Origin of the sequence: Sphingobium sp. Z007 (assembly GCF_900013425.1) — a bacterium.
Taxonomy (GTDB): Bacteria; Pseudomonadota; Alphaproteobacteria; order Sphingomonadales; family Sphingomonadaceae; genus Sphingobium.
In genome coordinates, this window is the sequence record NZ_FBXK01000005.1 from 1 (window position 1) to 25,267 (window position 25,267).

The window sequence follows — 25,267 nt, forward strand, 5'->3', positions numbered from 1 at the left end:
TCACTTCGATGAAGGCGCGGCCGAATTCGCCGCTTTCGCCGCCTTCGACATTGCCGCCCAGCTGCTGCATCATCGTCTGCTGGCCGTAGCAGATGCCCAGCACCGGCACGCCGGCGTCGAAGATGGCCTGGGGGGCGCGGGGGCTGTCTTCCCACATGACCGAGGAGGGGCCGCCGGACAGGATGACGCCCTTTGGCTGCATCCGCGCGAAGGCTTCGGCGGCGGTGTTGAAGGGGGCAATTTCAGAATAGACGCCGGCTTCGCGGACACGCCGGGCGATAAGTTGCGTCACCTGGCTGCCGAAATCCACGATGAGGATGGAATCCTGAAGGGGCAGCGTCATCGAATCGCCTTTATGTCGAGCGGTGGAAGGGATTCGCGCCCGGTTAGTCGCCCGGCCCCGATATGTCCAGTTGCGGCTTGATCCCTTGCCCCTTGAATTGCCGTCCTGCTCGCCAGCCGATCAGCGCGGCGAGCGCCAGAACGGCGGCGGCGATCAGGAAGGCGCTGCCGATGAAGGGCAGGGTCGGGCGGGGGCCGACCGACAGCGAATAGATGGTGCCGAAGAAGAGCGGCGAGATGATGCCGGCGATCGCGCCGACGCTGTTGTTCGCGCCCTGAAGCTGGCCCTGTTCGGATTCCGACACATGACGCGTCATCAGCGACTGGATGGTCGGCATGGCGAGGCCCCAGAGCGCATTGGGCAGCATGGCCGCGACGAACAGCCAGCCGGTGGGGGCGAGGCCCATGGACGCTATGCCGATCGCGCCGAAGCACAGGCCCACGACCATGGTGGTGCGGTCGCCCAGCCGTTTGACCACCGGGCCGACCAGCAGTCCCTGCACCCCCATGTCGAGCAGGCCGACCATGGCGAGCAGCGTGCCGACCTGCCACGCGCCCCAGCCATAGCGGTCCCCGGCATAGAGGACGAAGATGGCGGAAAAGATGTGATGGGCGAAATAGAGGAGGAAATTCCCGACGGCGAGGCTGGAGAGTTCAGGGTGGGAGCGCAGAAGTTTGAGGGCGCCAAAGGGATTGGCGCGCCGCCAGCTGAACGCCATGCGCTTTTCCGGGGCGAGCGATTCGGGCAGGACGACGAGGCCGTAGAGGAAGGCGAGGGCGGATAGCGCGGCCGCGGCCCAGAAGGGCGCACGCAGCGAAATTTCGCCCAGCAATCCGCCGAGCAGCGGCCCGGCGACGAAACCGGCGCTGAAGGCTGCGCCGATCAGGCCATAGCCCCTGGCGCGATCTTCCGGCGGGGTGATGTCGGCCATATAGGCGAAGGTGGAGGTAAAGCTGGACGAGGTGACGCCCGCCAGGATGCGGCCCAATGCCAGCCACCAGAGGTTGGGCGCAAGCGCCATCAGCACATAGTCGAGGGCGAGGCCCGCGACCGAGATGAGGATTACCGGGCGGCGGCCGAACCGGTCGGACAGCGAGCCGATGAGCGGCGAGCAGATGAACTGCATGCCCGCCCAGAGCGCGACGAACAGGCCGTTCCACATACCCGCTGCCGCGTTCGAGCCGGACAGGGTTTCGATCAGTTGCGGTAGGACCGGGATGACGATGCCCATCGACATGACGTCGAGCAGCGCCGTGATGAGGATGAAGGCGATCGCGGCGGTGCGACGGGGAAGGGGCGGTGTGGACATGGCGACGGGCCTAACCGCGCGGGGTGCTCATGCCAAGGGCAACGGCCCCAGGCGCAGGCTCCATCCCAGCAGCAGCGCGCACCAGCCGCAGGCGACCCACAGGGCGGCAAGGCCGATGCCGCCGAACAGCGCCGTGCCGATGATCGCGCCCGCAATCAGGCCGAGCCACAACAAAAGCCATAGCAGCCAGCCCCAGCGCGGCCCGCCCGTCATGGCGGCGGCGATCGCCTGGCCCATCTTGACGAGGGCGCCGGTCATGTAGGTGACGCCGATGCTGACTTCGCCATCGCGCTGGAAGACATTGTTGACCGCGCCCATCGCCGTTGCCATCGGCAGGGTGAGCAGGTCGCCATGCCCGTCCACGAGCATCGCCGCTACGATCAGCAGGGCGAGCACCAGCGCGAGCACGGCCTGCTTGCGCCAGCGCCCCGCCCGTCGCGCCACCAGCGCGCCGGCAATGACCCCGGCCAGGAAGGCGGCGATCAGTCCCGCCGCCGTGACCGCTACCGCGGAGCCGGTCGCGACGCCCACGGCCAGGCGGGTCGAATTGCCGCTCATGAAGGATACGAACAGCCCGCCCAGTTTGAGCAGGCCGAGCGCGTCCACCATGCCGGCCAGCGCCGCCAGGCCGAAGGCGAGCATGTGGCGTGAGAGGGGCTGGCTGCGCATAGGACTATCCCTAGCGCGCGCAGCCTTCGTTTGTCTTTTTAATTAGCGGACTGCGAGGTCGCGGCTGAGATAGACCTCCGCGACGCGGCCGTTTTTCATGGCGCAGGTGAAGCGGCGCGACACGCCGTCATTGGCGCGATAGCTGGTGCGGGTTTCGACATAGCCGTCGATATTATAGCCGTCCGCCGTGGCGAGGGGCGTTTCCATGTGGCGGACTTCGGCATAGCCGCCTTCGCGCTGCTGTGCTTCGTCGCGGGCGGCCACGGCACAGGCGTCGGTCATGCCTTCGTCCTGCGCGGCGATGTCGGAGAAATCGGCGTCGTTGCGGACCGGGGCGTCATCGCGGACATCCGTGCCATAGTCGGTGCCGGCGCTGGGCGGGGGCGCGTCATATTCGCCGCCGGTGTTCGGGTCGCGGATCTTCTTGTCCTTGTTCATGGAATTGGCGACGATTGCCACCGCCCCCACGATGGCGGCGACGCCGATCGCGTCGCCCAGGCCAAAGCCGTCGCCGCGGCGATGCCGGTTCCAGCCGCCATGGCCGTGGCCGTTCCAGCCCCGGTCATAGCCGTAACGCGGGCGTGCCTCAGCCGCGCTGACGCTGCCCAGCAGCAGTCCTGCGCTCACCAGCGCTCCGGTCATCCAGCGTGTCTTGGTTCCGATCATGCCTGCATCTCCATGCGATGAGGGGAGCCATAGCCGGGCTTGGCTGTCGGGTGGCTGAATGACATCATTGCGGTTTCGCCTTGATCTTCAGTCCGGTGAAATAGGCCGCGAAGCTGTAGCTGTCGGCATATTCCTCGATCAGCTTGTCGACTGGCTTGCCTGAGCCATGGCCTGCCCGGCTTTCGACGCGGAGCAGGCGGGGGCGGGCGCCCAAGTCCGCGGCCTGGAGCGCAGCGGCATATTTGAAGCTATGGGCGGGGACGACGCGATCGTCGGTGTCGGCCGTGGTGACGAGGATGGCCGGATAATCTTTGCCGCCCAGGATGTTGTGATAGGGCGAATAGCCGTAGAGCAAGGGAAAGTCGGCCGCCTTGTCGGGCGATCCATAGTCATCGACCCAGTAGCGGCCTGCGGTGAAACGGTCGAAGCGCAGCATGTCCATGACGCCGACGGCGGGCAGCGCGGCGGCGAACAGGTCGGGGCGCTGGTTGACTACCGCGCCTACCAGCAGCCCGCCGTTGGAGCGACCCTCTATCGCCAGCCCATCGGGCGGCGTGAAGCCGTTGGCTTTGAGATATTCGGCCGCGGCGATGAAATCGTCAAAGACATTCTGCTTGTTCGCGCCGCGCCCGGCATCGTGCCACGCTTTGCCATATTCCCCGCCGCCGCGCAGATTGGCGATGGCATAGGCGCCGCCCTGTTCCAGCCAGGCCATGCGGGTCGCCGAATAGCCGGGCGTCAGGCTGATGTTGAAGCCGCCATAGCCGTAGAGGATGATGGGCGTGGCGATCGCGCGGTCGGCCAGCGCCTTTTTACGCAGGATCGTCATGGGGATCAGCGTGCCGTCCTTCGACGGATAGAGGCGCTGTTCGATGCCGAAATCATTGGGGTCGAAGGGCAGGTCGGGCTGGGCAAAGATCTGGCTTTGCAGGCTGGCCGTGTCGAAGCGGTAGATGCTGGACGGGGTGACGAAGCCGGAGAAGCTGAAAAAGGTTTCCGGGTCGCCTTCGCGGCCGCCAAAGCCCGCCGCGGTGCCGAAGCCGGGGAGCGGCACGTCGGTCACCTTGCGCCCGTCCAGTTCGACCAGTTCGGCCACGGTCTGGGCGTCGCTCATATAGGCCAGGATCATGCGGTTGCCGACCAGCGACCCGCCCGCCAGCGTCTCCGGCCGCTCGCGCACCACTTCCCTTGGCCCCCGGCGGGGCCGCGATGCGTCGAGCGTCACCACCCGCATATGGGGGGCGCGGTCGTCGGTCAGGAAGAAGAGGGTCCCGCCCTTGCTGCCGATCAAGCGCCAGTCCTGCGCCGGGCCTTTGACCAGCAGGCGGGGCTTGATCGGGCCGCCGGTGAGTTCGGCGACATGGATTTCGCGGCGCGGATCGATCCCCTGGAAGGAACTGATGACCAGCCAGCGCCCGTCGCCGGTCACCTGCGCCTGGTGGCTGAGTTTGGGCCGGTCGGGCGTGGCGTAGATCAACTGGTCCTGCGCCTGGGGGGTGCCCATGCGGTGATAATAAAGCTGCTGGTCTTCGCTGGCGGAGCGAAAGGCCTGGCCATCCTGCGGCGCGGCGAAGCGGGAGTAGAAAAAGCCCTCGGCCCGGCCGTCCCAGGCGATCTGGGAGAATTTCACCCACTCGACCCGCTCGTCCAGCACCCGGCCGCTATCGACGTCGAGCAGCTTGAGCGTGCGCCAGTCGCTGCCGGCCTCCTGCACCGCAAAGGCCAGGGTGCGGCCGTCGGGCGAGGGCACCCATTCGGCCAACGCGCTCGCGCCGTCCTTCGCCCAGTCATTGGGGTCGAGCAGCAGCCGTTGCCGGCCCGACAGGCCTTCGCGGACATAGAGCGGGGTCTGGTTCTCCAGCCCCTTGTTATAGCCATAGAAATAGCGCCCGCCCGCCTTGCGCGGGATGGTGTAGCGGCCGTGCGAGAGCAAGGCCTGCATCCGACTCTTGAGCGCCGCGCGCCCCGGCAGATCGTCGAGATAGCGGCGGGTGAGGGCATTTTCCTGCGCCACCCAGTCGCGCACGGCCGGGTCGGCGCGCAGGTCGTTTTCGAGCCAGCGATAGGGGTCGGCGACCTTCACCCCGAAATGATCCTCGACCAGGTCCAGACGCCGGGTGGAAGGATAGCGCAGCGCGTCCGACGCCTTGCGCCCGCCAGCGTCAATCGCGCGTCCGGGGTCGTGCCTCCGGTGCCGCACGGCGCGGCCGCCAGCAACAGCGGCAGCAGGATCAGGGCTGTGGCGCGCATCCTCTCTTTTTCGACTCTTTTCCAAACGACAACAGGCCGTGGCTCCTAAAGAGCCACGGCCTGTTGGTAAAGCGCCGGTCCCGACATGCGGGACTGGTCGGATCAGGCGTCTTCCTGCTCGTCGTCCATGCTGAAGACCGGACCGCTGTCCTGGCCCTTGGCGCTGACGTCGCGATCGACCAGTTCGATGATCGCCATCGGCGCGGCGTCCGAAGCGCGGAAACCGGCCTTGATCACGCGGGTATAGCCGCCGTTGCGGTCCTTGTAACGCTCGGCCAGGACTTCGAACAGCTTGACCAGCTGCGCGTCGTCCTTCAGCCGGGCGTCGGCCAGACGACGGTTGGACAGGCCACCCTTCTTAGCGAGGGTGATCAGCTTTTCGACGTAGGGACGCAGGGCCTTTGCCTTCACGGCACCGGTCATGATCTGCTCATGCTTGATGAGCGAGGCGGCCAGGTTGCGCAGCAGCGCATTACGATGGCCGGTGGCGCGTTGCAGCTTACGCTGACCCATTCTGTGACGCATGTTTCATTCCTTCGTTCGTTAAGGGACCGTGCAAGGTATCCCAGACCAGGCGGCGAATAAGGGGCGCCGCCCAAAAACCCCTATCTGACCGTCCGGCGAACCGTCACGGGAATAAATCCCGTGACGTCAGTCGACGCTCCGCGTCGCTGGCCGGTCGTTCGCGTTCGCTTCGCGAACCGCCGCGCTGCTGCGCTACGCGGCACGCTCCGACTTAACCCAGCAGCTCTTGTTCGAGCTTCTTGGCCATTTCCTCGATATTTTCCGGCGGCCAGCCGGGGATGTCCATGCCCAGGCGCAGGCCCATGGACGACAGCACTTCCTTGATTTCGTTCAGCGACTTGCGGCCGAAATTGGGGGTGCGCAGCATCTCGGCTTCGGTCTTCTGGACCAGATCGCCGATATAGATGATGTTGTCGTTCTTGAGGCAGTTGGCCGAGCGGACCGACAGTTCCAGTTCGTCCACCTTCTTGAGAAGATAGCGGTTAATCTGGTTGGTGTCGCTTTCGCCTTCCGATGCCGCAGCGGCGGTGTGACCCGCAGCAGGGGCGGCGGCGGGCAGCGCGTCTTCGAAGTGGACGAACAGCTGGAGCTGGTCCTGCAGGATACGGGCGGCATAGGCCACCGCATCTTCCGGCGTGACCGTGCCATCGGTTTCGATGGTCAGCGACAGCTTGTCATAATCCAGTTCCTGGCCGACGCGGGTGTTGTCCACCTTGTACGCGACCTGACGGACCGGCGAGTAGAGCGCATCGATCGGGATGAGGCCGATCGGGGCGTCTGCCGGCCGGTTGGCGACGGCCGGGACATAGCCCTTGCCGACATCCGCGGTCAGTTCCATGTTGAGCGTCGCGCCCTGGTCCAGATGGCAGATGATCAGTTCGGGGTTCATCACTTCGATATCGCCCACGACGCTGATGTCGCCAGCCTTCACCACGGCCGGACCGGTGGCGGACAGCTGTAGCCGCTTGGGGCCTTCGCCTTCCATGCGGAGCGCGACCTGCTTGATGTTGAGGACGATGTCGGTCACGTCTTCGCGCACGCCGGCGAGCGACGAGAATTCATGCAGGACGTTCTCGATCTTGATCGAGGTGACCGCCGCGCCCTGGAGCGAGGAAAGAAGAACACGCCGCAACGCATTGCCGAGAGTCAGGCCGAAACCGCGCTCAAGCGGTTCGGCGACGAAGGTCGCCTTGCGCTTGCCGTCGCTGGTCGGCTTGATTTCGAGGGCGTTGGGCTTCTTCAATTCCTGCCAGTTCTTCATGTTGACAGTCATGTAATTCCCCTGGGGATGTGGCCGAAACGCTTATCATCCTGGACCCGACAGGACGTTGCAGCCGATGCAGATGGGTAACGGGCGGCGCGTCCGCCGCCCGCATGTCGCTCAGCCGCGTTTAGACGCGGCGACGCTTGGACGGACGCACGCCATTGTGCGGGATCGGCGTCACGTCGCGGATGGAGGTGATGTGGAAGCCGACGGCCTGCAACGCGCGCAGAGCCGATTCACGACCCGAACCGGGGCCTTTGACTTCGACTTCAAGCGTGCGCACGCCATGTTCGGCGGCCTTGCGGCCGGCGTCTTCGGCGCACACCTGAGCGGCGTACGGGGTCGACTTGCGGCTGCCCTTGAAGCCCATCATGCCGGCCGAGGACCACGAAATCGCGTTGCCCTGAGCGTCGGTGATGGTCACCATGGTGTTGTTGAAGCTGGCGTTGACGTGCGCCACGCCGGCCGAAATATTCTTGCGTTCGCGGCGCTTAATGCGCTGGGGTTCGCGTGCCATTTTGCTGTAATCCTACAAAAATCTGGTTGCGCGGAAGGCGTCTCGCTTGGGGAGAGCTGCCTCCGGCGGAGTAATTCGTCCCCCGGACGAATTACTTCTTCTTGCCGGCGATCGCCTTGGCCTTGCCCTTGCGGGTGCGCGCATTGGTGTGTGTGCGCTGGCCGCGAACCGGCAGCCCCTTGCGATGACGCAGGCCGCGATAGCAGGCCAGATCCATCAGGCGCTTGATGTTCATCGCGGTTTCGCGACGCAGGTCGCCCTCGACGGACAGGTCGGCGTCGATGGTTTCGCGGATCTGCAGCACTTCGGCGTCGGACAGGTCCTGCACGCGACGGCTGTGGTCGATGCCCAGCTTGGTGGCGATGTCGGCGGCCGTCTTGCGACCGATGCCGTGAATGTAGGTCAGCGCGATAATTACGCGCTTGTTGGTCGGGATGTTCACACCCGCAATACGTGCCATGGTAATTTAATCTCCTGCTCCACAGGGCCGACCGGAGTCGTCCCTATCTCAAAGCGTCCGAGCCGGTTTTCCCTGGCCAGGAAAAACGGCCAATTACATGACCCCAAGACGCAAAAAAGACGGCCAGTGCCAAAAGCACCGCCGCTCGCCACGTTTAGGGGAAAGGGGCCTTTAGCGATTCGGCGGAAAATAGTCAATCGGCGTGCGGCCGGACGCAGCAGCTCGGCGTCTCGACCCTTTTCGGGTTGAGCGGGGGGCGTGGGTCCGGCATGGGAGGCTATGCGTGTCCTTCCATCCTTCGTCGCCTTCCTGCCCTCGCTGGCCTTGCTGGCATCCTGCGTCGCGCCGCCGCAACAGCGATCGGTGGGGGCTGCGCCGGTGCCGTCGCCGGCGCGCGCTCGTCCATTGCCCCCGATCGGGTCGGTGTCGACGCCAGTTTCCCCTGCGCCGCCCCCGCCGGCCGCGACCGAATGGCGATATCTCGCCGCAACGCCCGGCAATTGGACCTATCGCGCCGAAGCGGCCGGCGCAGTCGCGATGTTCGGCACCGGGCCGGCCGACGCGCGGCTGACGCTGCGATGTGACCGGGCCAGCCGCCGCATCAGCCTGGCGCGTGCGGGTGCGGGGCCGGGCGCGATCATCGTGCGGACCAGCTATGGCGCGACCAGTTGGCCTGCGTCGCAATCCATGGGGGCCGTGCCGCAGATCGTCGCTTTTCGCGCCGCGTCCGACACGGTGCTGGACCAGATCGCCTACAGCCGTGGGAAATTCGCGGTGGAAGTGGCCGGATCAGCCCCGCTGATCGTCCCTGCCTGGGCCGAAGTATCGCGGGTGATCGAGGATTGTCGGGGCTGAACGACGCAGGTTGACGCGGTCCGAACCGGGGACGCGAAAGTATGATTCGAAAAAAGAAAATTACAAGGCTTGATCATGCCCTGCGTCTGATTCAAAGTCCGTCTCGTGGCCGGTCGAAGGTTGCATCGAAGCCGGTCACGCGGGCTTCAACTAGCGAAAGGAGGTGATCCGATGTCTCATGGTTCAGCATTGGGGTCGGTTCAGTCCATTCGGGAAACGCGCCGCTGAGCGACGCCTTGGCGTCGATCCCTTCATCAGAGACTGTGAGCGCCAACAGACAGGCCTTGTCTCTGTGCGGGCGATAGCGCGATACTCCGTTTTCCTTGGGCGGTGCTTCCGGCCGCTGACCATGCACATGATGGGCCGTCGGGCTTTGACCCGGCGGCCCCTCTCATGCTTGTGTGGTCAGGACTTTTCGGGCGACGGGCGCTGTCAGCGTTCCAGCCCCTTGGCCTTGCCCCAGGCGCGCGCGGCGGTGTAGCCCAGATAGCCAGTGCCAAAGAGCGCGTAGAGCGGTTCGGGCAGGGCATTGAGATAAGCGCGCATCCCCGCGGTGATCGCCGCCGCCGTGGCCGGATGGATGCCCGCGATCAGGCCCATCGGCACCGACCAGAGCAGCAGCGCGTACATGACATAGAGGAAGGCAGGCCGCGCTCGCCGTGCCCACGGGTCGGTGGAATCAGGTTCGGATTCCTGCTGCATCACGACCTTCCTTAACCAATCCGGTTGGCGAGCCAGCCGTAGAGAAAGGCTTCATTGGCCGGGCGCTGCTCCGCCAGGGCGACATAGCGTTCGCCCTGCATCGCCTCCATCGCCTTGAGCAGCACCTTGTCGCCCGCCGCGCCGCGTAGCGTGCGGAAGGCGCGCAAAGCCGCCAGCGTCCGCGCGCCGATCGCCCGGTCCACCTTGATATCGGGATAATCCTGCTGGTTGCGGTTGAGCGCGTTGAGCGCCCGCTGGAGGAAACCGGTGGCGGTCGCGACGCCCATGTTGACGCTGGTGTCGAACAGTTCGGCGGCGATCGGTCCACTCATTTCGGCGACGAAGGCATAGCCCGGCCGCTCCCAATAAAGGCGGCGGTAGATACCTTCGGCCACGCTGCGCGGCATCGCTTGCATTGCGCCGGCATAGCCATTGGCGCGGGCGACGGCCAAGGTGATGCCCATATTGGTCGGGCCGCCGCGATCGGCGGGGTGGTGGCTGTAACCGCCTTCGCGGGCGATGACCTCGTCGATCAGGTCATGAATGTCCATATGCGCCTCCTGTTTGGATAAGGCGAATCATTTATCCCATATGGTTCGTTGTAGGACAGAGGGATTCTACTTCCGTGTTGTTTCATGGGCACGGCTTTTCTTAGATACGAAGAGTTGTCGTTTCACTGGCGGCAAGGTATTGTCGCGCGATGTGGACTACACTCATATCGGCCTTTGCTGCCATTATCGCATCAGCAGGAGCCATATATCTCACTAAATATAAGGAGCGCGAGGCAATTTGGCGGTCCAAAAAGCTGTCTTATTACGAGGAGTTTTTTGCTGCTGGCAGTGGAATTGTGGGCGATGCCTCGCCGCCTGAAGCAAAAATCAGATTTGCCACTGCTGTCAACAATCTGCATCTGATTGGCTCAGCATCCGTTATCAACGCGCTTCATCAATATACCGACGAAATTGCCGTATCAAATTCGGCTGAAGCCACAAGAGAGCGCCACGATCAGCTCTGGTCGCGGCTTGTGTGGGAAATTCGAAATGATTTGAACGACCCGCCAAGCAAGAACCCTTCTGAGTTCTCAGCGCGTCTTTGGGCTTCGGGCGTCGGACGCAACTCGTAATTCACTAAGCGCCAAGGGTGTTTTCGGACGGATCGGTGCCACTGGCACCCGCCTCCCGCGCTTGCGCTTGGGAGATTTTCGGGCGTCCGTCCCCCGGACGGTCGCTATTTCCGAAAATCTTGGTCGGGACGAGAGGATTCGAACCTCCGACCCCCACACCCCCAGTATTTTCGCTCCTAAATTGACGTAGCTTTACGCAGCTTGAAGTAGCTATATAATCAAGCGAAATCAGTTGCTTGGCTCTCGGAATGAGCCGTAAGCAGATTGCCGCAGCTTTACGCGCAGCACTTACGGGAATCTTACGGGAGCAAAACCATGCCAAAGATGAAGTTGACGAAAACCAACATTGACCGTGTGGCGAAGCCCGGTCTGTCGAAGTCCGATGTTTTGTATTGGGATGCCGAGAGCAAGGGGTTCGGTATCCGCGTGACACCGACCGGTCTCGCAAAGTTCATCGCTCAGGGGCGGGTGCGTGGCACCGAGGTTGATGTGCGTATGACAATCGGCAGCTACGGCGCTTGGACTGTTGATGATGCGCGCCGCAAGGCAGACGAGTATCGGCACCAGTTTGAGGACGGTATAGACCCCCGCGAGGTGCGTCGGCAGGACGATGCCGAAAAGGTCACGCTTCGGCAGGTCGCAGACCTCTACATGGAGCGCGACGGTAAGATGCGCGAAAGCACCAAGGCGGAAATGAACCGCCACGTCGATAAGGTGTTCGCCGACTGGAAGGACAAGCCGATTGTGTCCATCCGCGAACAGGACGTTCGCAAGCGCCACAAGGAAATGTGCGCCAAGGGACTCGATGGCAGGCCAGCACCGGGGCAGGCCCAGATTTCGCTCGTCACGCTGCGCACCCTCGTCAACTTTGCCAATCGGCGCTTCAAGCGTGCGGATGGGTCGCTGCTCATTCCGAACAATCCCGTCCACGCCATGAAGGACGATTGGAAGGAGTTCGAACCCCGCACCCGTCACATCGAAATGAACAAGGTTGGCGAGGTCTGGAACAAGCTGGGCGAGTTGCGCCTCGCTGCGCGGGATGCCGCTGCGCTCGCCGGGGTCGATCTGGTCCGCTTCCTCATGTTAACCGGGGCGCGAAAGTCCGAGGGAGGTTCGCTGCGCTGGGATCAAGTTCATCTTGAGGATGACCCGGCACAGTGCTGGTGGCACCTGCCGAACCCTAAGAACGGCAACCCGGTTTGGCTTCCGTTGTCGTCGCAAGCTGTGGCCATCATCAAACAGCGCCCGAAGGTAAAGCTGCCGGATGGCACCGAAAGCCCTTTCGTGTTCCCGTCCAAATCCAAGAGCGGCTACATCACCGACACGCGGGCACCTCTGGAACAACTCGGCAAGGTCAAAGACATTGCCAGCGACGGTAGCGGGGCGGTTTCACCGCACGACCTTAGGCGCACGTTTGTGACCACAGGCTTCTCGGCCTGCGGCATCGACCTGTTCAAGCTGGAATTGCTGACGAACCATGTGCCTCAGGGCATCACGGCGCGCCACTATCTGCAAACCTCGCGCTTGCAATACCTGCATCCCGAGGTGCAAAGCATCTGCGATTGGCTTGAGGAGCAGGCGCGCATTGCGCAAGCGAAAGCGACCGGGGCGAATGTCGTGCAGTTGCGCGCATGACAGGGGCCGCGCGCCGCCGCGCACAGGGGCGATCCCTGCACCGGAGCCGGTAAGGGGGCGGCGTCCCTCTTGTCAGCCCCAGCGCGGCCTACAGCCGAGCGTTTAATCCATGTGCATTTTGCGTTTGCGAGACCATGCCGGGTTAAGTAAAGCTATGCCCAGCCTGTTCTATCCGAGCGTGATGCGGTGCCGACTTCGGTCGGTCGGGTAGAACAAAAAGTAGCAGTCCGATGGCGGATGCGGCGGCGACGGTTGCGATAGAGCAGCCGACGGCAACCGATCCCTAGGACTGCCATCATGTCCCAACACGATGACCTTTTGACGAGCGCCGAAACTGCGGCACTGTTGTCGATCAAAACGAACACCCTCGAAATCTGGCGCAACAAGGGCAAAGGACCTGCCTTCATCAAGATGGGGGAAACCCCGCAAGCACCTGTCCGCTATGTCAGGTCGGTTGTTCTGGAATGGCTGACCACGCGGTCGTTCGTCAGCACCAGCGCCTACAGCCCGGCAGGTCTATTGAACCGCACACCTCACGGGTGCCGTTCGTCCGGCGCATCCGCATGAATGCCCGGAGCAATCAGCGCGCCGCTGTCCAACGGCAAGACCCTCGTAAGACCCTGTCATAAAATGCGGCAGGGTTTCGCAGACCCTGCCGCATCGGAGCACCACACCGATGAGCAATTTACCAAATGACGCGCTCGGTCCGCAACCGGGCGACCAGCTGCCTGCCGCTCGCAGGTTCACTGACGAGCAGCGCGCGGCCCGCGCAAAGTTCGGCATCTTCTGGGACGAAGACGCGCCGCCGGAAGACCCGGATGACGACCACGTTCTCGCCAGCGAGGTCAGCTCCTATGCCGACAAGAGCAGGCTGGTCACGGTCGCCAAATCTTTCCTCGACGAACTTGCCGAGTTCACCGAGCGCGCCAGCCCCTTGAACCTCGACGGACCCATTTCCGAAATTGAATGGAACACCGCCCGCACGTCGCAGCCGCCGATCATCGACCGCTGGTTCTATGAGGACGTGGGTTGTTTCATTGCCCCCGGCGGCACCGGGAAGACCACGCTGCTCCTGTTTCAGTTGATCCATATTGTGTTGGGTTGGGAGTTGTTCGGTCACGAGGTTATGAACCCCGGCCCCGTTGTGTTGCTCACGGCGGAAGACAGCCGCGAAACCCTAGTCGCCCGCCTCCGCCAGATGGCGCTCCAGCTCCAGCTTACCGACGCGCAAATCCGGTCGGTGCGCGAAGACGTCATTATCACCGACGTTTCGGGCAAGGGGATCAAGTTGACCACGGTTGAAAAGGACGTGGTGATGCCCAGCGCCCAGTTGGATCGGCTGATCGTCAATATCGGCGTCCTCAATCCCTCACTGGTGATTATCGACCCGCTGGTTTCCTTCGGGGTTGGCGAAAGCCGCGTCAACGATGCGGAGCAGGGTATGATTGATGCCGCCCGCCGGATCAGGAACGCGGTCAAGTGCGGCGTCATCTACGTTCACCACACCGGAAAGGCGAACGCCCGCGATCGCACGCTGGACCAGTATAGCGGGCGCGGGGGCAGCGCCCTCGCAGACGGCTCGCGCATGGTGCATGTCCTCTGCCGCCTGAACCCGGACGAATGGACCGAAGCGACCGGCTATATGCTGGAAGGTGACGATGCCGGGTTCGTGCTGGCGCGCCCGAAGATGACATGGTGCCCGCCGCAGCCTGATATTTACATCATGCGGCGCGGCTATGTCTTCACCCGCTTCGACCACATTGGCGAAACGGCTGGCGCAATGCGCGTCAACCAGATTGCCGACGATAAGGTCTGGCAGTTCCTGAAAGGCGAATATCTCAAGGGCATCAAGCACACGCAAAACAGCGTGGAGGACGCCAAGGTGCTGCCGCAGAAGGCAACCCGGCAGGCGGTGCAGCGCCTCCTGAAAGACCAGCGCCTCGCCAAGGAGGATTTGGGGACGGGCGGCAGGGGCGGTGCGCGGCATTTTCTGCGCCCAATGGACCGGGCATGACCACGCTTGCGGCTTTGGTGCGTTGCAGCGTTATTGGTGCGTTTTGCTGGGTTAAACGCACCAAGAAGCAAGGGCACGCACGCAACGCATTTTGCTGCGTTGCTGCGTTAGCCCCTATAGGGAAACGCACCAAGCAAACGGGGGCGGTCGTCACCCCCCCAAGCGCTGGGCAGCTGGGACTGGGGGCATTGGTGCGTTGCCGCGCAAGCAGGCCGGTAGCGCCGGGGCTGGGGGCACGAAACCGCCGCGCTCGCCGCTTTGGGGGCGGGCATACCCTGCCAGCGCTATAGCCACCGCATATCGCGTTCCGCACCCTCTCTAATTCAGCGTGGTCAACCCTACCAACAAATACAGTGTGTGCAGTTCGGTGCGCGAGGTAAAGATCGAACCGATTGATACAAAAATATTTTGCTCGCGGACCTATTTGTTGATCTCATAAACAGTAAGGCGATCATAACTTTCTATCTGAAATTAACGCCAAATGTCTGATTACATTGACACCCGCTGCTCGCCCTCGCTGCATCCCGATACGGTCAAGTCGATTGATGGTTACGACGACGAGACTGCACTTGTGCTTGGCCCGACCATTACTGCGTTCGACACAGCGTATCAGGCGGTCATCGCGGTTCATGACGCCCGCGCGCTGGCAGACAAAAATCCAAGCTGGCCGGAAGAACGGAAAATTCTGGAGAGCGACAATCTAGCGCGGCGCAAGCTGGACCAAGTGACGCGGGCGTTCGATGCGGAACTGTCCCGCCTCGGCAAGGCCGTTGCGCACCTTGAGGGGGAACTGACAGCGCCGCTGACGATGAAAGCGGCGGCGAGCATCGCGCAAGAGATTCGCGCCCATGTGAAAGCAATGAATACCGAGCAGCGGCACGATTTCGTGCGGGCCGCGCTGGACAGTGGCGACGAGGTGACATTCAGTTCTGTATGCGCCGCGCCTCCCTACCTGTCCGGTCTGACCTCTGACCTACAGCAATCGTTCACCCGCCTTTGGCACGAGAAGCAATCGCCCGACATGGCGAAGCGGCTCTGCGCAATGCAGGGGGCCAAGACGATGATCGAGCAGCGGGCAGGGCTGGTATTCCCCGAACTGACCAAGGCCGTTGGCGCAAGCCCGCAGAAAGCGAAGCGTCTCCGTGAAGCCAACACCGCCGCAGAACGCGCTTTCGCTGTGCGGGGCGCGTGATCGCCACTTCTTCAAATCAAGGGCATCATGCGATGAGCGAGACAGTTCAACCCGATTGGATGCAGGGCTTTGTGCCCAATCCACAGCGCGGCAATCCGAAGTGGCGCAAGGGCATGGAAAGCCCCTGCAAGTCGGGTCGCCCTCCCGGCATTGTTGATCGCCGCATGAAAGTCACCAAGGCGTTGATGGACGACGCGCCCGCTGTGGCCCGTGTGGTGATTGATGCCGCTCTGGCCGGAGACATGCAGGCCGCCAACATTTTGATGAGCAGGGTTGCCCCGCCGATCAAGGTGCAGGCCGAGCGCGTTGAGTTTGAACTGTCGCCGGATGCTCCGCTTGCCGCGCAGGCGCAGCAAATCGTTGCCGCGATTGCTGCTGGCAAGGTGGACCCGGACACCGGGCGCACGCTGATCGCCAGCCTCCACGCTGTCGCTGACATTCGCGCCACCGAAGAATTGGAACATCGCATCATCATGCTGGAGGCCAAACAGGTATGACCTACGCCAAACTGAACTGGCCCCCGCGCCCTGCCGTCCGTGCGCTGCCCCCGGCACCGAGGCGGGACGTTCGGGCGCTGGTGGCTCACCACGCACCCGCCATCGCCAAGTGGACACCTGCCCAGCGCTGGGAACTGCATCAGCTCGCGGTCAACAGCTTGCTCGAAGTCATGCGCGATTGCGACGACCCCAAGGTTCGCGCCGACGCCTTCGCGGTGCTGGTGAAGATGGGGGTGGCGCAGCCATGCTGAACAACGGCGACGACCGGCACAACGCTCCCAAGGCGCACAGCCTCACCCCCGGCGAGCGAGACCGCCTGCGTGAACTTCACATCGAGCGGGGCGAGGAGCGGCAGCTTGCCAGCGACATGAACCTGCTCGCGGCGCTGCGCCTCGGTGCATCGCTTCAACGTCACAAGGAGAAATGAGGTGCTGACCACAACGAACGCCAACCGGAAGCGGCGGGAGGAAATCAGCGTCCCGAAGTTCAAGGCGCTGATTACGACCCCGGCAGTCGCACCGTTCAAGATGCCCGCCCCCGCAACGCTCGGTGTCCGCAAGGCCACCGCGATCACGCAGGGCGCGACGGTCTGCACTTTGACCGGCAAGAGTGTCCGAACTATCGCAGCGAATGCCACCGCTGCCAATGTGGTTAGGTCCATCGGCTATGCGGAACGCGGCGTTACCGTTGCGCCTGCGACCGGCATTGAGGTGCTTGTCCGCGTCGGGTTCAAGTGGCGGAAGATCGCGCAGGGCTGACATGGCATCGCCGCGCGCACTCCTCGCCCGTGTCGCCCGCTTGGAGCAGGCCCGCATTGCGCCGCGCTCCCTGTTCGAGCGGGAATATGGCAGCTTCGATGCATTCGAGGTCGAGGCGCGGGCTGGCATGGCCGCTGGCGTGCTCGATACCAGGGACATGCCCGCCATCCTCAATTCTATCCGGCGCTGGCATGTCGAGGGGCTGTGGCGTCGGTGACGGACGCGCTTACCCCGCCGTGGCTGGTAGCGTGGCGCGAGCGCGGCCAAGGGGTAGCGGCGAAATAGCTACCGTCAGCGCTGTAGCCGAGGCTGTGCGGCCTCTAGCGACGAGAACGGTATAGCCTCAGCGCTCTATTCCATCACGACTGAAATATGTAACATATCACTCTTGACCGCATTCCCAGATATGTTACATATTCCCTATTGATTCGCGCGATGGAGGTGGTGATGATGCCCGTTATTAGGATTGATGATGCGACGTTCGCTGGGTTGAGCACGTTGAAGACATGGTTTGGGACGAAGACTCCCGGTGACACAATTGAGCGGGTGGTTAGGGAGGCAATGGAGCAGCTTGGATTTGAGCGCGACGACGAACCGGAGGGTGAGGTAATTGTCAGCAGTGAAGGGGCCATGGAGTTCACGGACGCACCTGGCCTCACCTTTACCAAGCCTCTCGCCGCGTCGCTGAATGGTAAAGCCATCCAAAGCCCGCGATGGTCATCCATACTGATTGCGATGATCTCTCATCTGAAAGCGGCAGGCATTGAAGGCGAGCATCTTGTGCGAGAACTTCACATTCCAGTGAAGGTCGGGAGCTATACGGGTGAGGGATTCCGCTATCACCACAAGCTTGGGGTTTCCTTGCAGGGGCAATCTGCCGCTGATGCGTGGAAGGAGGTCGACCGGCTCGCCAAGAAGTGGGGAGTGCCGGTGAAGGTCGAGTTTTGGTGGCGGCAGAATAATAAGGCGCAGTTTCCCGGTCGAACAGGGATTCTTCGATCGGGCGGTGCATGACGCTGCGAGCGCCTCGTACCTTCGGGTGCGGGGCGCTGCTATGACCGTCAAAGGATGGATTTGGTCGCCTTCTACATTAAGCGGCTGAGGTGCATCTGATTTGCGTGGTCAATGCAACGTCGAAAAGACCTGCGTAAGTTTTACTCGTCAGTAGGTGAGGAGAAGTCGGTCAGACACATGCTCTGCCTCAAGCGTCTGCCCGTCCATCTGGAACCGGCGCAGCATCGACCGACCTAGCTGGACATAAACTTCTCGCTCAAATAGGCCTTCGGGGATCGGCAGGGAGACTTGCTTATCCCCGGATTTCTTAGTCCCATCGAGGCTGAGCGCAACACGAACCCCGCGCTGCTTCGCCCTAGCGATGGTGTCAAACAGGCGGGGCAAGTTGAACGCTTGCGCTCCGTAGATGATGGTCTGGCTGTCGGCGTAGGGCGGGTCGAGGTAGCAGACGTCGCCGTCTTTTGCCGAGTCGATTGCAACCTCAAAGTCGGCGTGCATGAACTGCGCCCGAGCGGTGCGAGCCGCCCAGATGTGAGCGCGTTCCGCAAAGTTCGCCGGTGGCATGGGTTTGTGCGGCCCGCAGGGCGTGCTCATGTAGCCGTCTGCCTTGCGGAAACGAACGACGCCCCCGTAACAGAGGCGCGAGAGGAATAGCAGGTCCGCCCCGTTCGGCGAGGCATTGTAGGCCGCTTTCACATGCTCATAGGCTTCGACCTTGCCCATCTTCGCGACGAGCGCGTGCCTATCACTATACCAGCGGACCACCTGCTCCGTGTCGTCGTGAAGCTTCTGCCAGATCTCAACAAGGGGGCCGAAGGCATCAGAAGCCACGGCGCGTTCCGGTGCTAGGTGCGCGAGAACTGCTCCACTTCCCAAGAATGGTTCGTAATAGGTGCCGTATTGCTTGGGGAGATATGTGATTATCTCTGCGGCGAACTTCTGCTTATTTCCGATCCACTTTAGCAACTGCCCCTTCAATCGGGGGAGATTTGTGTCATGCCCATTGAGCGGAAGCGCCGCTTGGATGTATCGCCGGTCCTCAAACAGATTTTCGTCGGGGGATTCGTGCGCGCTAACGACACTTTCAAAGGGCTCGACAAGGGATTCTGGGCGCATGTTCGTTCTCTATCTCAAACCTTGGGTTACACGGCGCGAGGCACCGGCACAATAAAGGTGCCGACCTTCGCGGAGATTTTGGCGGGGATGAAAAAGCTGGGCCTTCTTAGCGAGCATTTGGTCCAGAACGGCAAGCCCACGGATTTCGCCAACGCGCTCATAGCCTACTTTGCGTATCGAGCCGACATTCTGAACAACACCGTCCAGCATCAATTGATGGACAAAGTCGCTGCCCAAGCGATGTATGAACGCCTGCTCGGCGTCCAAAAATACAAACTCGCCGCCACGATGAACAAGCAGAAGGGCGAGAAAAAGCAGGTCGCCTACCTCACGGCGATGGTCAACATGCTGATCGAAGCCAACGCTCAGGGCATCGAATACGACCATGACCCGCGACAGCTCACTACGGTCACACGGGACGGAATGCCGCTGCGCACCTTGGCGCGCCGTATCGACGGAGCGTTCCCGTCTGCCGTGAACCCGGTCGCGGTTTGGGAAATCAAGGAGTACTACCACACAACGACTTTTGGCAGTCGTGTGGCCGATGGTGTCTATGAGACGTTGCTCGACGGCATGGAGCTTGAGGAGATGCGCCTTGAGACTGGTGTGGAGGTCGAGCACATCCTGATTGCCGACGCTCACTATACATGGTGGGAATGCGGGCGCTCTTACCTGTGCCGCATGATCGACATGCTCCATATGGGCTACGTCGACGAAATCCTGTTCGGCATTGAGATCGAGGATAGGCTTCCGGCGATGGTAGCGGAATGGGCTGACAAGACGCGAGCAAGACAGGCTGCGGCGAAAGTAGTCCTGCCGGACGATACGCCACTCCTTTGAGCGGTTTCCCGCTCTTGCTGTTGCTGATCTCTTCATGCAGCAACAGCTAAGCGGATGTGGAACATAATGGCAACGAATTTCCGCCCGGCGTGCTGCAGGGAGTCGTATGTGGCCCATCGCCGCGGTATGAGGCGGGTGGCGCAAAACTTACGGCTCTCTTATGGGTGGCTTGCACGGGGGCAGCGGCGGCTTTTGCCGCCACTGTAACCCGTTGATTTTGTTTGGTAATTTGGTCGGGACGAGAGGATTCGAACCTCCGACCCCCACACCCCCAGTGTGATGCGCTACCAGGCTGCGCTACGTCCCGACCGGAGGGCGCCCAATATAAGCACAAATGGGAAGTTGCAAGCGCTCAATCGCATCTTGATCCACCGACCGTCGTAATCCCTAATCATATTGCCTCTGCGCCCCCATCTGTGTTAGCCGCCCGCCCTTGATCCGCATATGCCGACTGGGCGTGTGCGACCGACAGATACAAGGCAGTCCCACCCATGTTCATTACCCCAGCCTTTGCCCAGACCGCGGGCGGGCAAGCCTCCGGCGCCGGAATCCTGGTGCAGATGGCGCCGCTGGTCCTGATCTTCGTCGTCTTCTATTTTCTGCTGATCCGTCCGCAGCAAAAGAAGTTGAAGGAGCATAAGGCCAAGATCGACGCCGTGAAGAAGGGCGACCAGGTCATCACCGGTGGCGGCCTGGTCGGCAAGGTGTTGCGCGTGGACGAGATTTACGCCGATATCGAACTGGCGCCGGGCCTGAAGGTCAAGGCGGTCAAGTCGACCCTGACCGAGGTGATCGATCCGACCGCCGCCAAGCCCGCGAACGACTGAGCGCCTCCATGCTGAACTTTTCGCGCTGGGCGGTCTTTGCGATCATCCTGCCTCTGGCGATCGGCGTGCTGTGCGCCGTGCCCAGCTTCCTGCCCGACAGCGTCGTGACGAAGCTGCCCGGCTTCATGCAGACGCGCGTCAATCTGGGCCTCGACCTGTCGGGCGGCAGCCATCTGCTGCTGGAAGCATCGACGCAGGATGTCGCCAAGCAGCGCCTGACCAATATGGAAGAGCAGGTTCGCACCGAATTGCGCCGCGGTGATCCCAGGATCGCGATCGGCGATATTTCGAGCCGCGACGGGAAGCTCAGCTTCATGGTGCGCGAGCCGTCGCAGGTCGATGCCGCCGTCGAGCGCATCCGGCCGTTGACGCAGGGGGCCGGGCTGACCGGCCAGCGCGATTTCAATGTCGAGGTGGTCAACAGCTCCACCATCGTCATTACGCCCACAGAGGCGGGCATCAAGAATGCGGTCAAGAGCGCGATGGAGGTATCGACCGAAGTCATCCGCCGCCGCATCGACGAAATGGGCACGCGCGAGCCGACGATCCAGCAGCAGGGCGACAATCGTATCGTCGTGCAGGTGCCGGGGCTGCAAGACCCCAAGGCGCTGAAGGCTTTGCTGGGCCAGACCGCCAAGCTGGAATTCAAGCTGGTCGACACGACCGCCAACCCGTCCGAAGTGGCGCAGGGCCGTGCGCCGGTGGGCAGCGAAGTGCTGCCCTATGCCAACAACCCCACTGGCGTGCCGTTCATCGCGGTCAAGCGGCAGGTGATGGTGTCGGGCGAAGATCTGACCGACGCGACGCAGGGGTACGACCAGAGCAACCAGGCGATCGTCAATATCCGTTTCAACAGTTCAGGTGGCCGCAAATTTGGGCAGGTGACGTCGCAGAACGTCAACCGCCCCTTCGCGATCATATTGGACGGCAAGGTGTTGTCCGCGCCGAACATCAATGAGCCGATCCTGGGCGGCAGCGCGCAGGTCAGCGGCAGCTTCACCGTCGAAAGCGCCAACCAGCTCGCCATCGCATTGCGGTCTGGCAAGTTGCCGGTGAATTTCGTGGTGGTGGAAGAACGCACCGTGGGGCCGGGGCTGGGCGCGGATTCGATCCGAGCGGGCCTGATCGCATCGGTCGTCGCGGTGGTCGCGGTCGCGGTCTTCATGTTCGTCAGCTATGGCCGGTTTGGCATGTATGCGAACCTGGCGGTCGCCATCAATGTGGCGGTCATTCTGGGCGTGATGGGCATATTAGGCGCGACGCTGACCTTGCCGGGCATCGCCGGTTTCGTGCTGACCATCGGCACCGCGGTGGACGCCAACGTGCTGATCTACGAGCGTATCCGCGAGGAGCGGCGACGCGGGCGCAATGTCGTGGCGTCGATCGAGCATGGCTATAAGGAAGCGAGCCGCACGATCTTCGAGGCAAACGTGACCCACGCCATCGCCGGCGGCATCATGCTGGCGCTGGGGTCGGGGCCGGTCAAGGGCTTCGCGATCGTGCTGCTGATCGGCATCGCGACCAGCGTGTTCACCGCCGTCACCTTCACCCGCATGGTCGTCGCGAACTGGGTGCGCCGCACCCGTCCGACCGACATTCATATTTAAGAGGGGCGGGAGGACACACCCATGAAACTTCTCAAGCTCGTCCCCGACAATACCAATATCGGCTTCGTCGCGGTGCGCAAATGGGCATTCGCCTTGACCGCGTTGCTGACCGTGCTGGCCGTGGGCGCGACCGCGCATAAGGGCCTCAATCTGGGCGTCGATTTCGTCGGTGGCCTGATGATCGAGGCGAAATTCCCGCAAGCGGTGGAAACCGACAAGGTGCGTGCGACCATCGGCACGCTGGGCGTGGGCGAAAGCTCGCTCCAGCAGTTCGGCGATCCCAAGACGGTGCAAATCCGCCTGCCGCTGCCCGACCAGGGCGGGGCCGGCGCGGCCAATGCCGTGGTGGAAAAGACCCGCCAGGCGATGGTCGCGCAGTTCCCCGGCGTCACCTTTTCCCGCTACGACACGGTGTCGGGCAAGGTGTCGGGCGAGTTGATCCAGAATGGCGTGCTGGCGGTCGTGCTGGCGATCCTGGGCATCGCGGTGTTCAGCTGGTTCCGCTATGAATGGCAGTTCGGCGTCTCGACCTTCGTCGCGATCGTGCATGACGTGCTGATGACGCTGGGCTTCTTTGCGATCACCCAGTTGGAGTTCGACCTCAACATCATCGCCGCGGTGCTGACGATCGTGGGTTATTCGATCAACGACAAGATGGTGATCGACGACCGTATCCGCGAAAATATGCGCAAATATCGCAAGATGGACATGAAGTCGCTGATCGACCTGTCGGTCAACGAGACGCTGCCGCGCACGGTCATGACGTCCGTCACCATCCTGCTGGCGCTGGGCGCGCTGCTGCTGCTGGGCGGGCATGTGCTGCGTGGCTTTACTGCGGCCATGATGCTGGGCATTATCGTGGGCACCTACTCGTCGGTCTATGTGTCGTCTTCGCTGCTGATCTCGCTGGGCCTGACCCCGCAGACGTCGGAGAAGAAGGCGGCCAAGAAGGGCGATTATGCCGGTACGGCTGAGCGCGTAGGTCCGCGCGACGATGGGGCCAAGCCCTGAGCGACGCCGGGATAAAGGTCCGCCGGGACGATGACGGGCAGGGACCGATCGTCACCGGCTTTCAGGGGCGTGGCTTTCGGGTGCGCGACGATGTGTTTCCCGACGGCCTGCTGCTCAGTCCGGTGCGGGCTATGGCCTGGGCCGATGCGCCGGATGTCGCGGCGCTGACGGTGGAGGCGCTGGGCGACTTGTTCGATGGCGATCCTAAGCCCGAATTTCTGCTGCTGGGGACGGGCGCCGGGTTGCGCCAGCCGCCGCGCGCGTTCGTCCGCGCGGTCGAGGCGCTGGGGATCGGCGTGGAGGCGATGGACAGCCGCGCTGCGGCCCGCGCCTGGGGCGTATTGCGCGCCGAGGAGCGGCAGATCGTGGCGGCGTTGCTGCCGCTTTAGGAATAACGTCCGTTCGTTTCGAGCGTGTCGAGAAACGTAACAAGCGGCGCCATCTGCTTCTCGACTTCGCTCGAAGCGAACGGAGAGGGCGCGCCACTTGCTCTTGCGTCAGACCTTCGCCAAGCTGCGCGCCTCTTCCACCCAAGGGGCTTTTCCATGGTATATTCTCGTCCCGCCGCCGCGCTGATCGCGGCGCTGCTCGTCACTACCAGCGCCCATGCCGCGACCCCCGATGCGCAGGCGCGCGGGGACGAGGCGGCTTTCCGTGGCCTGTACAAGGAACTGGTCGAAACCGATTCGAGCTGGCCCGACGGGAGCTGCACGGTCGCGGCGGAACGGATGGGCGCGCGGCTGAAGGCGGCGGGCTATGCCGACGGCGATGTGCAAATCATCGTCGATCCGGCGCATCCCAAGGAGGGCAATCTGACCGCCGTCCTGCGTGGGAGCGACGCCAAGCTGCCCGCCATCCTGCTGCTCGCCCATATCGATGTGGTGGCAGCCAAGCGCGCGGATTGGGAACGCGATCCGTTCAGCCTGATCGAGGAGGGCGGCTATTTCTATGGACGCGGCACGTCCGATGACAAGGCAATGGCGGCGGCCTTCACCGATCAGATGGTTCGCTATAAGGCGGAGGGCTATAAGCCCAAGCGCACGATCAAGCTGGCGCTGACTTGTGGCGAGGAGACGGAGAAGGCGCTGAACGGCGTGGAATATCTGCTGAAGAACAAGCCCGATGCGCTGAAGGCCGGATGGGCGCTGAACGAGGGCGGCGGTGGGTCGCTGGACGAGAGCGGCAAGCCGGTGAGCCAGGGCGTGCAAGCGGGCGAGAAAGTCTATCAGGACTTCACCTTCATTGCGACCGCGCCTGGCGGCCATAGTTCGCGCCAGACCCCGCATGTCAACGCGATCGGCTGGATGGCGGCGGCGCTGGCGCGGGTCAACGCCTATGATTTTCCGGTGAACCTGACGCCGGCGGCCAAGGCCTATTTCGGCGCGTCCGCGTCGCTCTATCCGGCCAAGGTGTCGAGCGCGATGGCGGCGATCGGCGCGGGCAAGGCGAGCGAGGCCGATTATGCCGCGGTGTCGGCGGAAAGCGCGAGTTGGAACGCGACGCTGCGCACCACCTGCATCCCGACGCTGATTGCGGGTGGCCATGCCCCCAATGCCCAGCCGCAATCGGTGACCGCGAACGTCAATTGCCGGATCATTCCGGGCGAGGCCGTGGACGCCGTGCTGGCGCAGTTGAGCGAGCTGGCGGCTGATCCGAAGGTCAAGGTCACGTTGGCCGATCCGCCGCAGCCCAAATCGTCAGCGCCCGAGCTGACGCCGCAGATCATGGGACCGATCGAGGTCCTGACCAGGGAGATGTGGCCGGGCGTGCCGGTGATCCCGCGCCTGGCGACCGGGGCGACCGACGGGCGGTTCACCAATGCGGCGGGCATCCCCACCTATGGCGTGTCGGGCATGTTCGCCGACCCGGACGGGCAGGGCGTCCATGGCCTCAATGAACGCGTCCGCGTCAAGTCGCTGCTGGACGGGCGGGCGTTCCTCTACCGGCTGGTGAAGCTATATACGCAGTGAGAGGCGACGTGGGCCAAGGTGGTTGGTAAAACCGGACGTGGTGTAAATCCGCTTGAAGTCATCACGCTTTATTGCTTCTCCGCCCCAACGGAAAAGGGCCGCC

29 protein-coding genes, 1 tRNA gene and 2 pseudogenes are annotated in these 25,267 nt (G+C 63.0%); 18 read left to right on the forward strand and 14 right to left on the reverse strand.

Going from position 1 to position 25,267, the window contains the following annotated elements:
* The 9 genes and pseudogenes from CEQ44_RS07815 to rpsM all read right to left on the reverse strand — a co-directional run.
* A pseudogene (locus CEQ44_RS07815) lies at positions 1-343 on the reverse strand (GMP synthase (glutamine-hydrolyzing)); the annotation flags it as partial.
* 43 nt (positions 344-386) lie between these two features.
* Positions 387-1,652 (reverse strand): TCR/Tet family MFS transporter, encoded by a 1,266-nt coding sequence (locus CEQ44_RS07820; RefSeq protein WP_088185159.1) that lies wholly within the window; start codon positions 1,650-1,652, stop codon positions 387-389.
* A 27-nt stretch (positions 1,653-1,679) separates the two neighbouring features.
* Positions 1,680-2,321, reverse strand: coding sequence for a YoaK family protein (locus CEQ44_RS07825; RefSeq protein WP_088185160.1), 642 nt, complete (start codon positions 2,319-2,321; stop codon positions 1,680-1,682).
* A 42-nt stretch (positions 2,322-2,363) separates the two neighbouring features.
* Complete coding sequence (locus CEQ44_RS07830; protein ID WP_176400392.1) at positions 2,364-2,987, reverse strand: hypothetical protein; 624 nt, start codon at positions 2,985-2,987, stop codon at positions 2,364-2,366.
* Between the two features lie 64 nt (positions 2,988-3,051).
* Positions 3,052-5,237, reverse strand: a pseudogene (locus tag CEQ44_RS07835) (prolyl oligopeptidase family protein).
* Positions 5,238-5,339: 102 nt separating this feature from the next.
* A complete protein-coding gene (gene rplQ / locus CEQ44_RS07840; RefSeq protein WP_088185162.1) occupies positions 5,340-5,762 on the reverse strand; it encodes a 50S ribosomal protein L17 in 423 nt (140 codons plus the stop codon).
* Positions 5,763-5,973: 211 nt separating this feature from the next.
* Positions 5,974-7,035 carry a DNA-directed RNA polymerase subunit alpha gene (locus CEQ44_RS07845; protein ID WP_088185163.1) on the reverse strand — a complete coding sequence of 354 codons (1,062 nt, stop codon included), beginning with the start codon at positions 7,033-7,035 and terminating at the stop codon, positions 5,974-5,976.
* A gap of 118 nt (positions 7,036-7,153) precedes the next feature.
* On the reverse strand, positions 7,154-7,543 hold the full coding sequence (gene rpsK, locus CEQ44_RS07850) for a 30S ribosomal protein S11 (RefSeq protein ID WP_004208752.1): 390 nt from the start codon (positions 7,541-7,543) through the stop codon (positions 7,154-7,156).
* A 91-nt stretch (positions 7,544-7,634) separates the two neighbouring features.
* A complete protein-coding gene (rpsM, locus tag CEQ44_RS07855) occupies positions 7,635-8,003 on the reverse strand; it encodes a 30S ribosomal protein S13 (protein WP_088185164.1) in 369 nt (122 codons plus the stop codon).
* A gap of 279 nt (positions 8,004-8,282) precedes the next feature.
* On the opposite strand from rpsM, the gene CEQ44_RS07860 reads away from it, so the two are divergent.
* Positions 8,283-8,858, forward strand: coding sequence for a hypothetical protein (locus tag CEQ44_RS07860; RefSeq protein ID WP_088185165.1), 576 nt, complete (start codon positions 8,283-8,285; stop codon positions 8,856-8,858).
* Positions 8,859-8,949: 91 nt separating this feature from the next.
* Here the strand turns inward: CEQ44_RS07860 and CEQ44_RS23945 are convergent, their stop codons facing one another.
* The 3 genes from CEQ44_RS23945 to CEQ44_RS07870 form a co-directional block, all read right to left on the reverse strand.
* Positions 8,950-9,132, reverse strand: a complete 183-nt coding sequence (locus CEQ44_RS23945) for a hypothetical protein (protein ID WP_140419371.1) — start codon at positions 9,130-9,132, stop codon at positions 8,950-8,952.
* Positions 9,133-9,290: 158 nt separating this feature from the next.
* Positions 9,291-9,560 (reverse strand): 3TM-type holin, encoded by a 270-nt coding sequence (locus tag CEQ44_RS07865; protein WP_088185166.1) that lies wholly within the window; start codon positions 9,558-9,560, stop codon positions 9,291-9,293.
* Between the two features lie 11 nt (positions 9,561-9,571).
* Positions 9,572-10,111, reverse strand: a complete 540-nt coding sequence (locus CEQ44_RS07870) for a glycoside hydrolase family 108 protein (RefSeq protein WP_088185167.1) — start codon at positions 10,109-10,111, stop codon at positions 9,572-9,574.
* 149 nt (positions 10,112-10,260) lie between these two features.
* Between CEQ44_RS07870 and CEQ44_RS23950 the strand changes: the two genes are divergently transcribed.
* The 11 genes from CEQ44_RS23950 to CEQ44_RS07920 all read left to right on the forward strand — a co-directional run bounded on the left by CEQ44_RS23950 (position 10,261) and on the right by CEQ44_RS07920 (position 17,793).
* The gene (locus CEQ44_RS23950) at positions 10,261-10,683 is read left to right on the forward strand and encodes a hypothetical protein (protein WP_140419372.1); all 423 of its coding nucleotides are present in this window, start codon (positions 10,261-10,263) and stop codon (positions 10,681-10,683) included.
* Between the two features lie 315 nt (positions 10,684-10,998).
* Positions 10,999-12,318 (forward strand): integrase family protein, encoded by a 1,320-nt coding sequence (locus CEQ44_RS07875; RefSeq protein ID WP_217895038.1) that lies wholly within the window; start codon positions 10,999-11,001, stop codon positions 12,316-12,318.
* Positions 12,319-12,615: 297 nt separating this feature from the next.
* Entirely contained in the window at positions 12,616-12,885 is a 270-nt protein-coding gene (locus tag CEQ44_RS07880; protein ID WP_088185169.1) for an AlpA family transcriptional regulator, read from the forward strand.
* A 109-nt stretch (positions 12,886-12,994) separates the two neighbouring features.
* Entirely contained in the window at positions 12,995-14,332 is a 1,338-nt protein-coding gene (locus tag CEQ44_RS07885) for an AAA family ATPase (protein WP_088185170.1), read from the forward strand.
* Positions 14,333-14,813: 481 nt separating this feature from the next.
* Positions 14,814-15,524 carry a hypothetical protein gene (locus CEQ44_RS07890; RefSeq protein ID WP_088185171.1) on the forward strand — a complete coding sequence of 237 codons (711 nt, stop codon included), beginning with the start codon at positions 14,814-14,816 and terminating at the stop codon, positions 15,522-15,524.
* Complete coding sequence (locus tag CEQ44_RS07895) at positions 15,521-16,021, forward strand: hypothetical protein (RefSeq protein ID WP_217895040.1); 501 nt, start codon at positions 15,521-15,523, stop codon at positions 16,019-16,021. The genes CEQ44_RS07890 and CEQ44_RS07895 overlap by 4 nt, the downstream gene beginning before the upstream one ends.
* A gap of 80 nt (positions 16,022-16,101) precedes the next feature.
* Positions 16,102-16,272: a hypothetical protein gene (locus CEQ44_RS24360; RefSeq protein ID WP_176401114.1), complete on the forward strand. Its 171-nt coding sequence runs from the start codon at positions 16,102-16,104 to the stop codon at positions 16,270-16,272.
* The gene (locus tag CEQ44_RS07905; protein WP_088185174.1) at positions 16,266-16,448 is read left to right on the forward strand and encodes a hypothetical protein; all 183 of its coding nucleotides are present in this window, start codon (positions 16,266-16,268) and stop codon (positions 16,446-16,448) included. The genes CEQ44_RS24360 and CEQ44_RS07905 overlap by 7 nt, the downstream gene beginning before the upstream one ends.
* Before the next feature lies 1 nt (position 16,449).
* Positions 16,450-16,779, forward strand: coding sequence for a hypothetical protein (locus tag CEQ44_RS07910; RefSeq protein WP_088185175.1), 330 nt, complete (start codon positions 16,450-16,452; stop codon positions 16,777-16,779).
* A gap of 1 nt (position 16,780) precedes the next feature.
* Positions 16,781-16,996, forward strand: coding sequence for a hypothetical protein (locus tag CEQ44_RS07915; protein ID WP_088185176.1), 216 nt, complete (start codon positions 16,781-16,783; stop codon positions 16,994-16,996).
* Between the two features lie 206 nt (positions 16,997-17,202).
* Positions 17,203-17,793 carry a T4SS efffector SepA family protein gene (locus tag CEQ44_RS07920; RefSeq protein WP_217895041.1) on the forward strand — a complete coding sequence of 197 codons (591 nt, stop codon included), beginning with the start codon at positions 17,203-17,205 and terminating at the stop codon, positions 17,791-17,793.
* 147 nt (positions 17,794-17,940) lie between these two features.
* On the opposite strand, the gene CEQ44_RS07925 is transcribed toward CEQ44_RS07920, so the two are convergent.
* The gene (locus CEQ44_RS07925) at positions 17,941-18,771 is read right to left on the reverse strand and encodes a Dam family site-specific DNA-(adenine-N6)-methyltransferase (RefSeq protein WP_217895042.1); all 831 of its coding nucleotides are present in this window, start codon (positions 18,769-18,771) and stop codon (positions 17,941-17,943) included.
* Between the two features lie 18 nt (positions 18,772-18,789).
* Here CEQ44_RS07925 and CEQ44_RS07930 point away from each other — a divergent pair, with 18 nt between their 5' ends.
* Entirely contained in the window at positions 18,790-19,749 is a 960-nt protein-coding gene (locus tag CEQ44_RS07930) for a hypothetical protein (RefSeq protein ID WP_176400390.1), read from the forward strand.
* A 230-nt stretch (positions 19,750-19,979) separates the two neighbouring features.
* Here CEQ44_RS07930 and CEQ44_RS07935 read toward each other — a convergent pair.
* Positions 19,980-20,056, reverse strand: a tRNA-Pro gene (locus CEQ44_RS07935).
* A gap of 184 nt (positions 20,057-20,240) precedes the next feature.
* Here CEQ44_RS07935 and yajC point away from each other — a divergent pair.
* The 5 genes from yajC (at position 20,241) to CEQ44_RS07960 (ending at position 25,164) form a co-directional block, all read left to right on the forward strand.
* On the forward strand, positions 20,241-20,576 hold the full coding sequence (yajC, locus tag CEQ44_RS07940) for a preprotein translocase subunit YajC (protein ID WP_088185177.1): 336 nt from the start codon (positions 20,241-20,243) through the stop codon (positions 20,574-20,576).
* An 8-nt stretch (positions 20,577-20,584) separates the two neighbouring features.
* Positions 20,585-22,183 (forward strand): protein translocase subunit SecD, encoded by a 1,599-nt coding sequence (gene secD / locus CEQ44_RS07945; protein ID WP_088185178.1) that lies wholly within the window; start codon positions 20,585-20,587, stop codon positions 22,181-22,183.
* 21 nt (positions 22,184-22,204) lie between these two features.
* Positions 22,205-23,194 (forward strand): protein translocase subunit SecF, encoded by a 990-nt coding sequence (gene secF / locus CEQ44_RS07950; protein ID WP_088185179.1) that lies wholly within the window; start codon positions 22,205-22,207, stop codon positions 23,192-23,194.
* 47 nt (positions 23,195-23,241) lie between these two features.
* Positions 23,242-23,583, forward strand: coding sequence for an Mth938-like domain-containing protein (locus CEQ44_RS07955; protein WP_088185180.1), 342 nt, complete (start codon positions 23,242-23,244; stop codon positions 23,581-23,583).
* A gap of 156 nt (positions 23,584-23,739) precedes the next feature.
* A complete protein-coding gene (locus CEQ44_RS07960; protein WP_088185181.1) occupies positions 23,740-25,164 on the forward strand; it encodes a M20/M25/M40 family metallo-hydrolase in 1,425 nt (474 codons plus the stop codon).
* The last annotated feature ends 103 nt before the right edge of the window (positions 25,165-25,267 follow it).

What these genes read in the sequence shown, in the direction of transcription:
- CEQ44_RS07820 (WP_088185159.1), bottom strand. Translation starts at nt 1,652, where the DNA reads ATGTCCACACCGCCCCTTCCCCGTCGCACCGCCGCGATCGCCTTCATC.
- CEQ44_RS07825 (WP_088185160.1), bottom strand. Translation starts at nt 2,321, where the DNA reads ATGCGCAGCCAGCCCCTCTCACGCCACATGCTCGCCTTCGGCCTGGCG.
- CEQ44_RS07830 (WP_176400392.1), bottom strand. Translation starts at nt 2,987, where the DNA reads ATGATCGGAACCAAGACACGCTGGATGACCGGAGCGCTGGTGAGCGCA.
- rplQ (WP_088185162.1), bottom strand. Translation starts at nt 5,762, where the DNA reads ATGCGTCACAGAATGGGTCAGCGTAAGCTGCAACGCGCCACCGGCCAT.
- CEQ44_RS07845 (WP_088185163.1), bottom strand. Translation starts at nt 7,035, where the DNA reads ATGACTGTCAACATGAAGAACTGGCAGGAATTGAAGAAGCCCAACGCC.
- rpsK (WP_004208752.1), bottom strand. Translation starts at nt 7,543, where the DNA reads ATGGCACGCGAACCCCAGCGCATTAAGCGCCGCGAACGCAAGAATATT.
- rpsM (WP_088185164.1), bottom strand. Translation starts at nt 8,003, where the DNA reads ATGGCACGTATTGCGGGTGTGAACATCCCGACCAACAAGCGCGTAATT.
- CEQ44_RS07860 (WP_088185165.1), top strand. Translation starts at nt 8,283, where the DNA reads ATGCGTGTCCTTCCATCCTTCGTCGCCTTCCTGCCCTCGCTGGCCTTG.
- CEQ44_RS07865 (WP_088185166.1), bottom strand. Translation starts at nt 9,560, where the DNA reads ATGCAGCAGGAATCCGAACCTGATTCCACCGACCCGTGGGCACGGCGA.
- CEQ44_RS07870 (WP_088185167.1), bottom strand. Translation starts at nt 10,111, where the DNA reads ATGGACATTCATGACCTGATCGACGAGGTCATCGCCCGCGAAGGCGGT.
- CEQ44_RS23950 (WP_140419372.1), top strand. Translation starts at nt 10,261, where the DNA reads ATGTGGACTACACTCATATCGGCCTTTGCTGCCATTATCGCATCAGCA.
- CEQ44_RS07875 (WP_217895038.1), top strand. Translation starts at nt 10,999, where the DNA reads ATGCCAAAGATGAAGTTGACGAAAACCAACATTGACCGTGTGGCGAAG.
- CEQ44_RS07880 (WP_088185169.1), top strand. Translation starts at nt 12,616, where the DNA reads ATGTCCCAACACGATGACCTTTTGACGAGCGCCGAAACTGCGGCACTG.
- CEQ44_RS07885 (WP_088185170.1), top strand. Translation starts at nt 12,995, where the DNA reads ATGAGCAATTTACCAAATGACGCGCTCGGTCCGCAACCGGGCGACCAG.
- CEQ44_RS07890 (WP_088185171.1), top strand. Translation starts at nt 14,814, where the DNA reads ATGTCTGATTACATTGACACCCGCTGCTCGCCCTCGCTGCATCCCGAT.
- CEQ44_RS07905 (WP_088185174.1), top strand. Translation starts at nt 16,266, where the DNA reads ATGCTGAACAACGGCGACGACCGGCACAACGCTCCCAAGGCGCACAGC.
- CEQ44_RS07915 (WP_088185176.1), top strand. Translation starts at nt 16,781, where the DNA reads ATGGCATCGCCGCGCGCACTCCTCGCCCGTGTCGCCCGCTTGGAGCAG.
- CEQ44_RS07930 (WP_176400390.1), top strand. Translation starts at nt 18,790, where the DNA reads ATGCCCATTGAGCGGAAGCGCCGCTTGGATGTATCGCCGGTCCTCAAA.
- yajC (WP_088185177.1), top strand. Translation starts at nt 20,241, where the DNA reads ATGTTCATTACCCCAGCCTTTGCCCAGACCGCGGGCGGGCAAGCCTCC.
- secD (WP_088185178.1), top strand. Translation starts at nt 20,585, where the DNA reads ATGCTGAACTTTTCGCGCTGGGCGGTCTTTGCGATCATCCTGCCTCTG.
- secF (WP_088185179.1), top strand. Translation starts at nt 22,205, where the DNA reads ATGAAACTTCTCAAGCTCGTCCCCGACAATACCAATATCGGCTTCGTC.
- CEQ44_RS07960 (WP_088185181.1), top strand. Translation starts at nt 23,740, where the DNA reads ATGGTATATTCTCGTCCCGCCGCCGCGCTGATCGCGGCGCTGCTCGTC.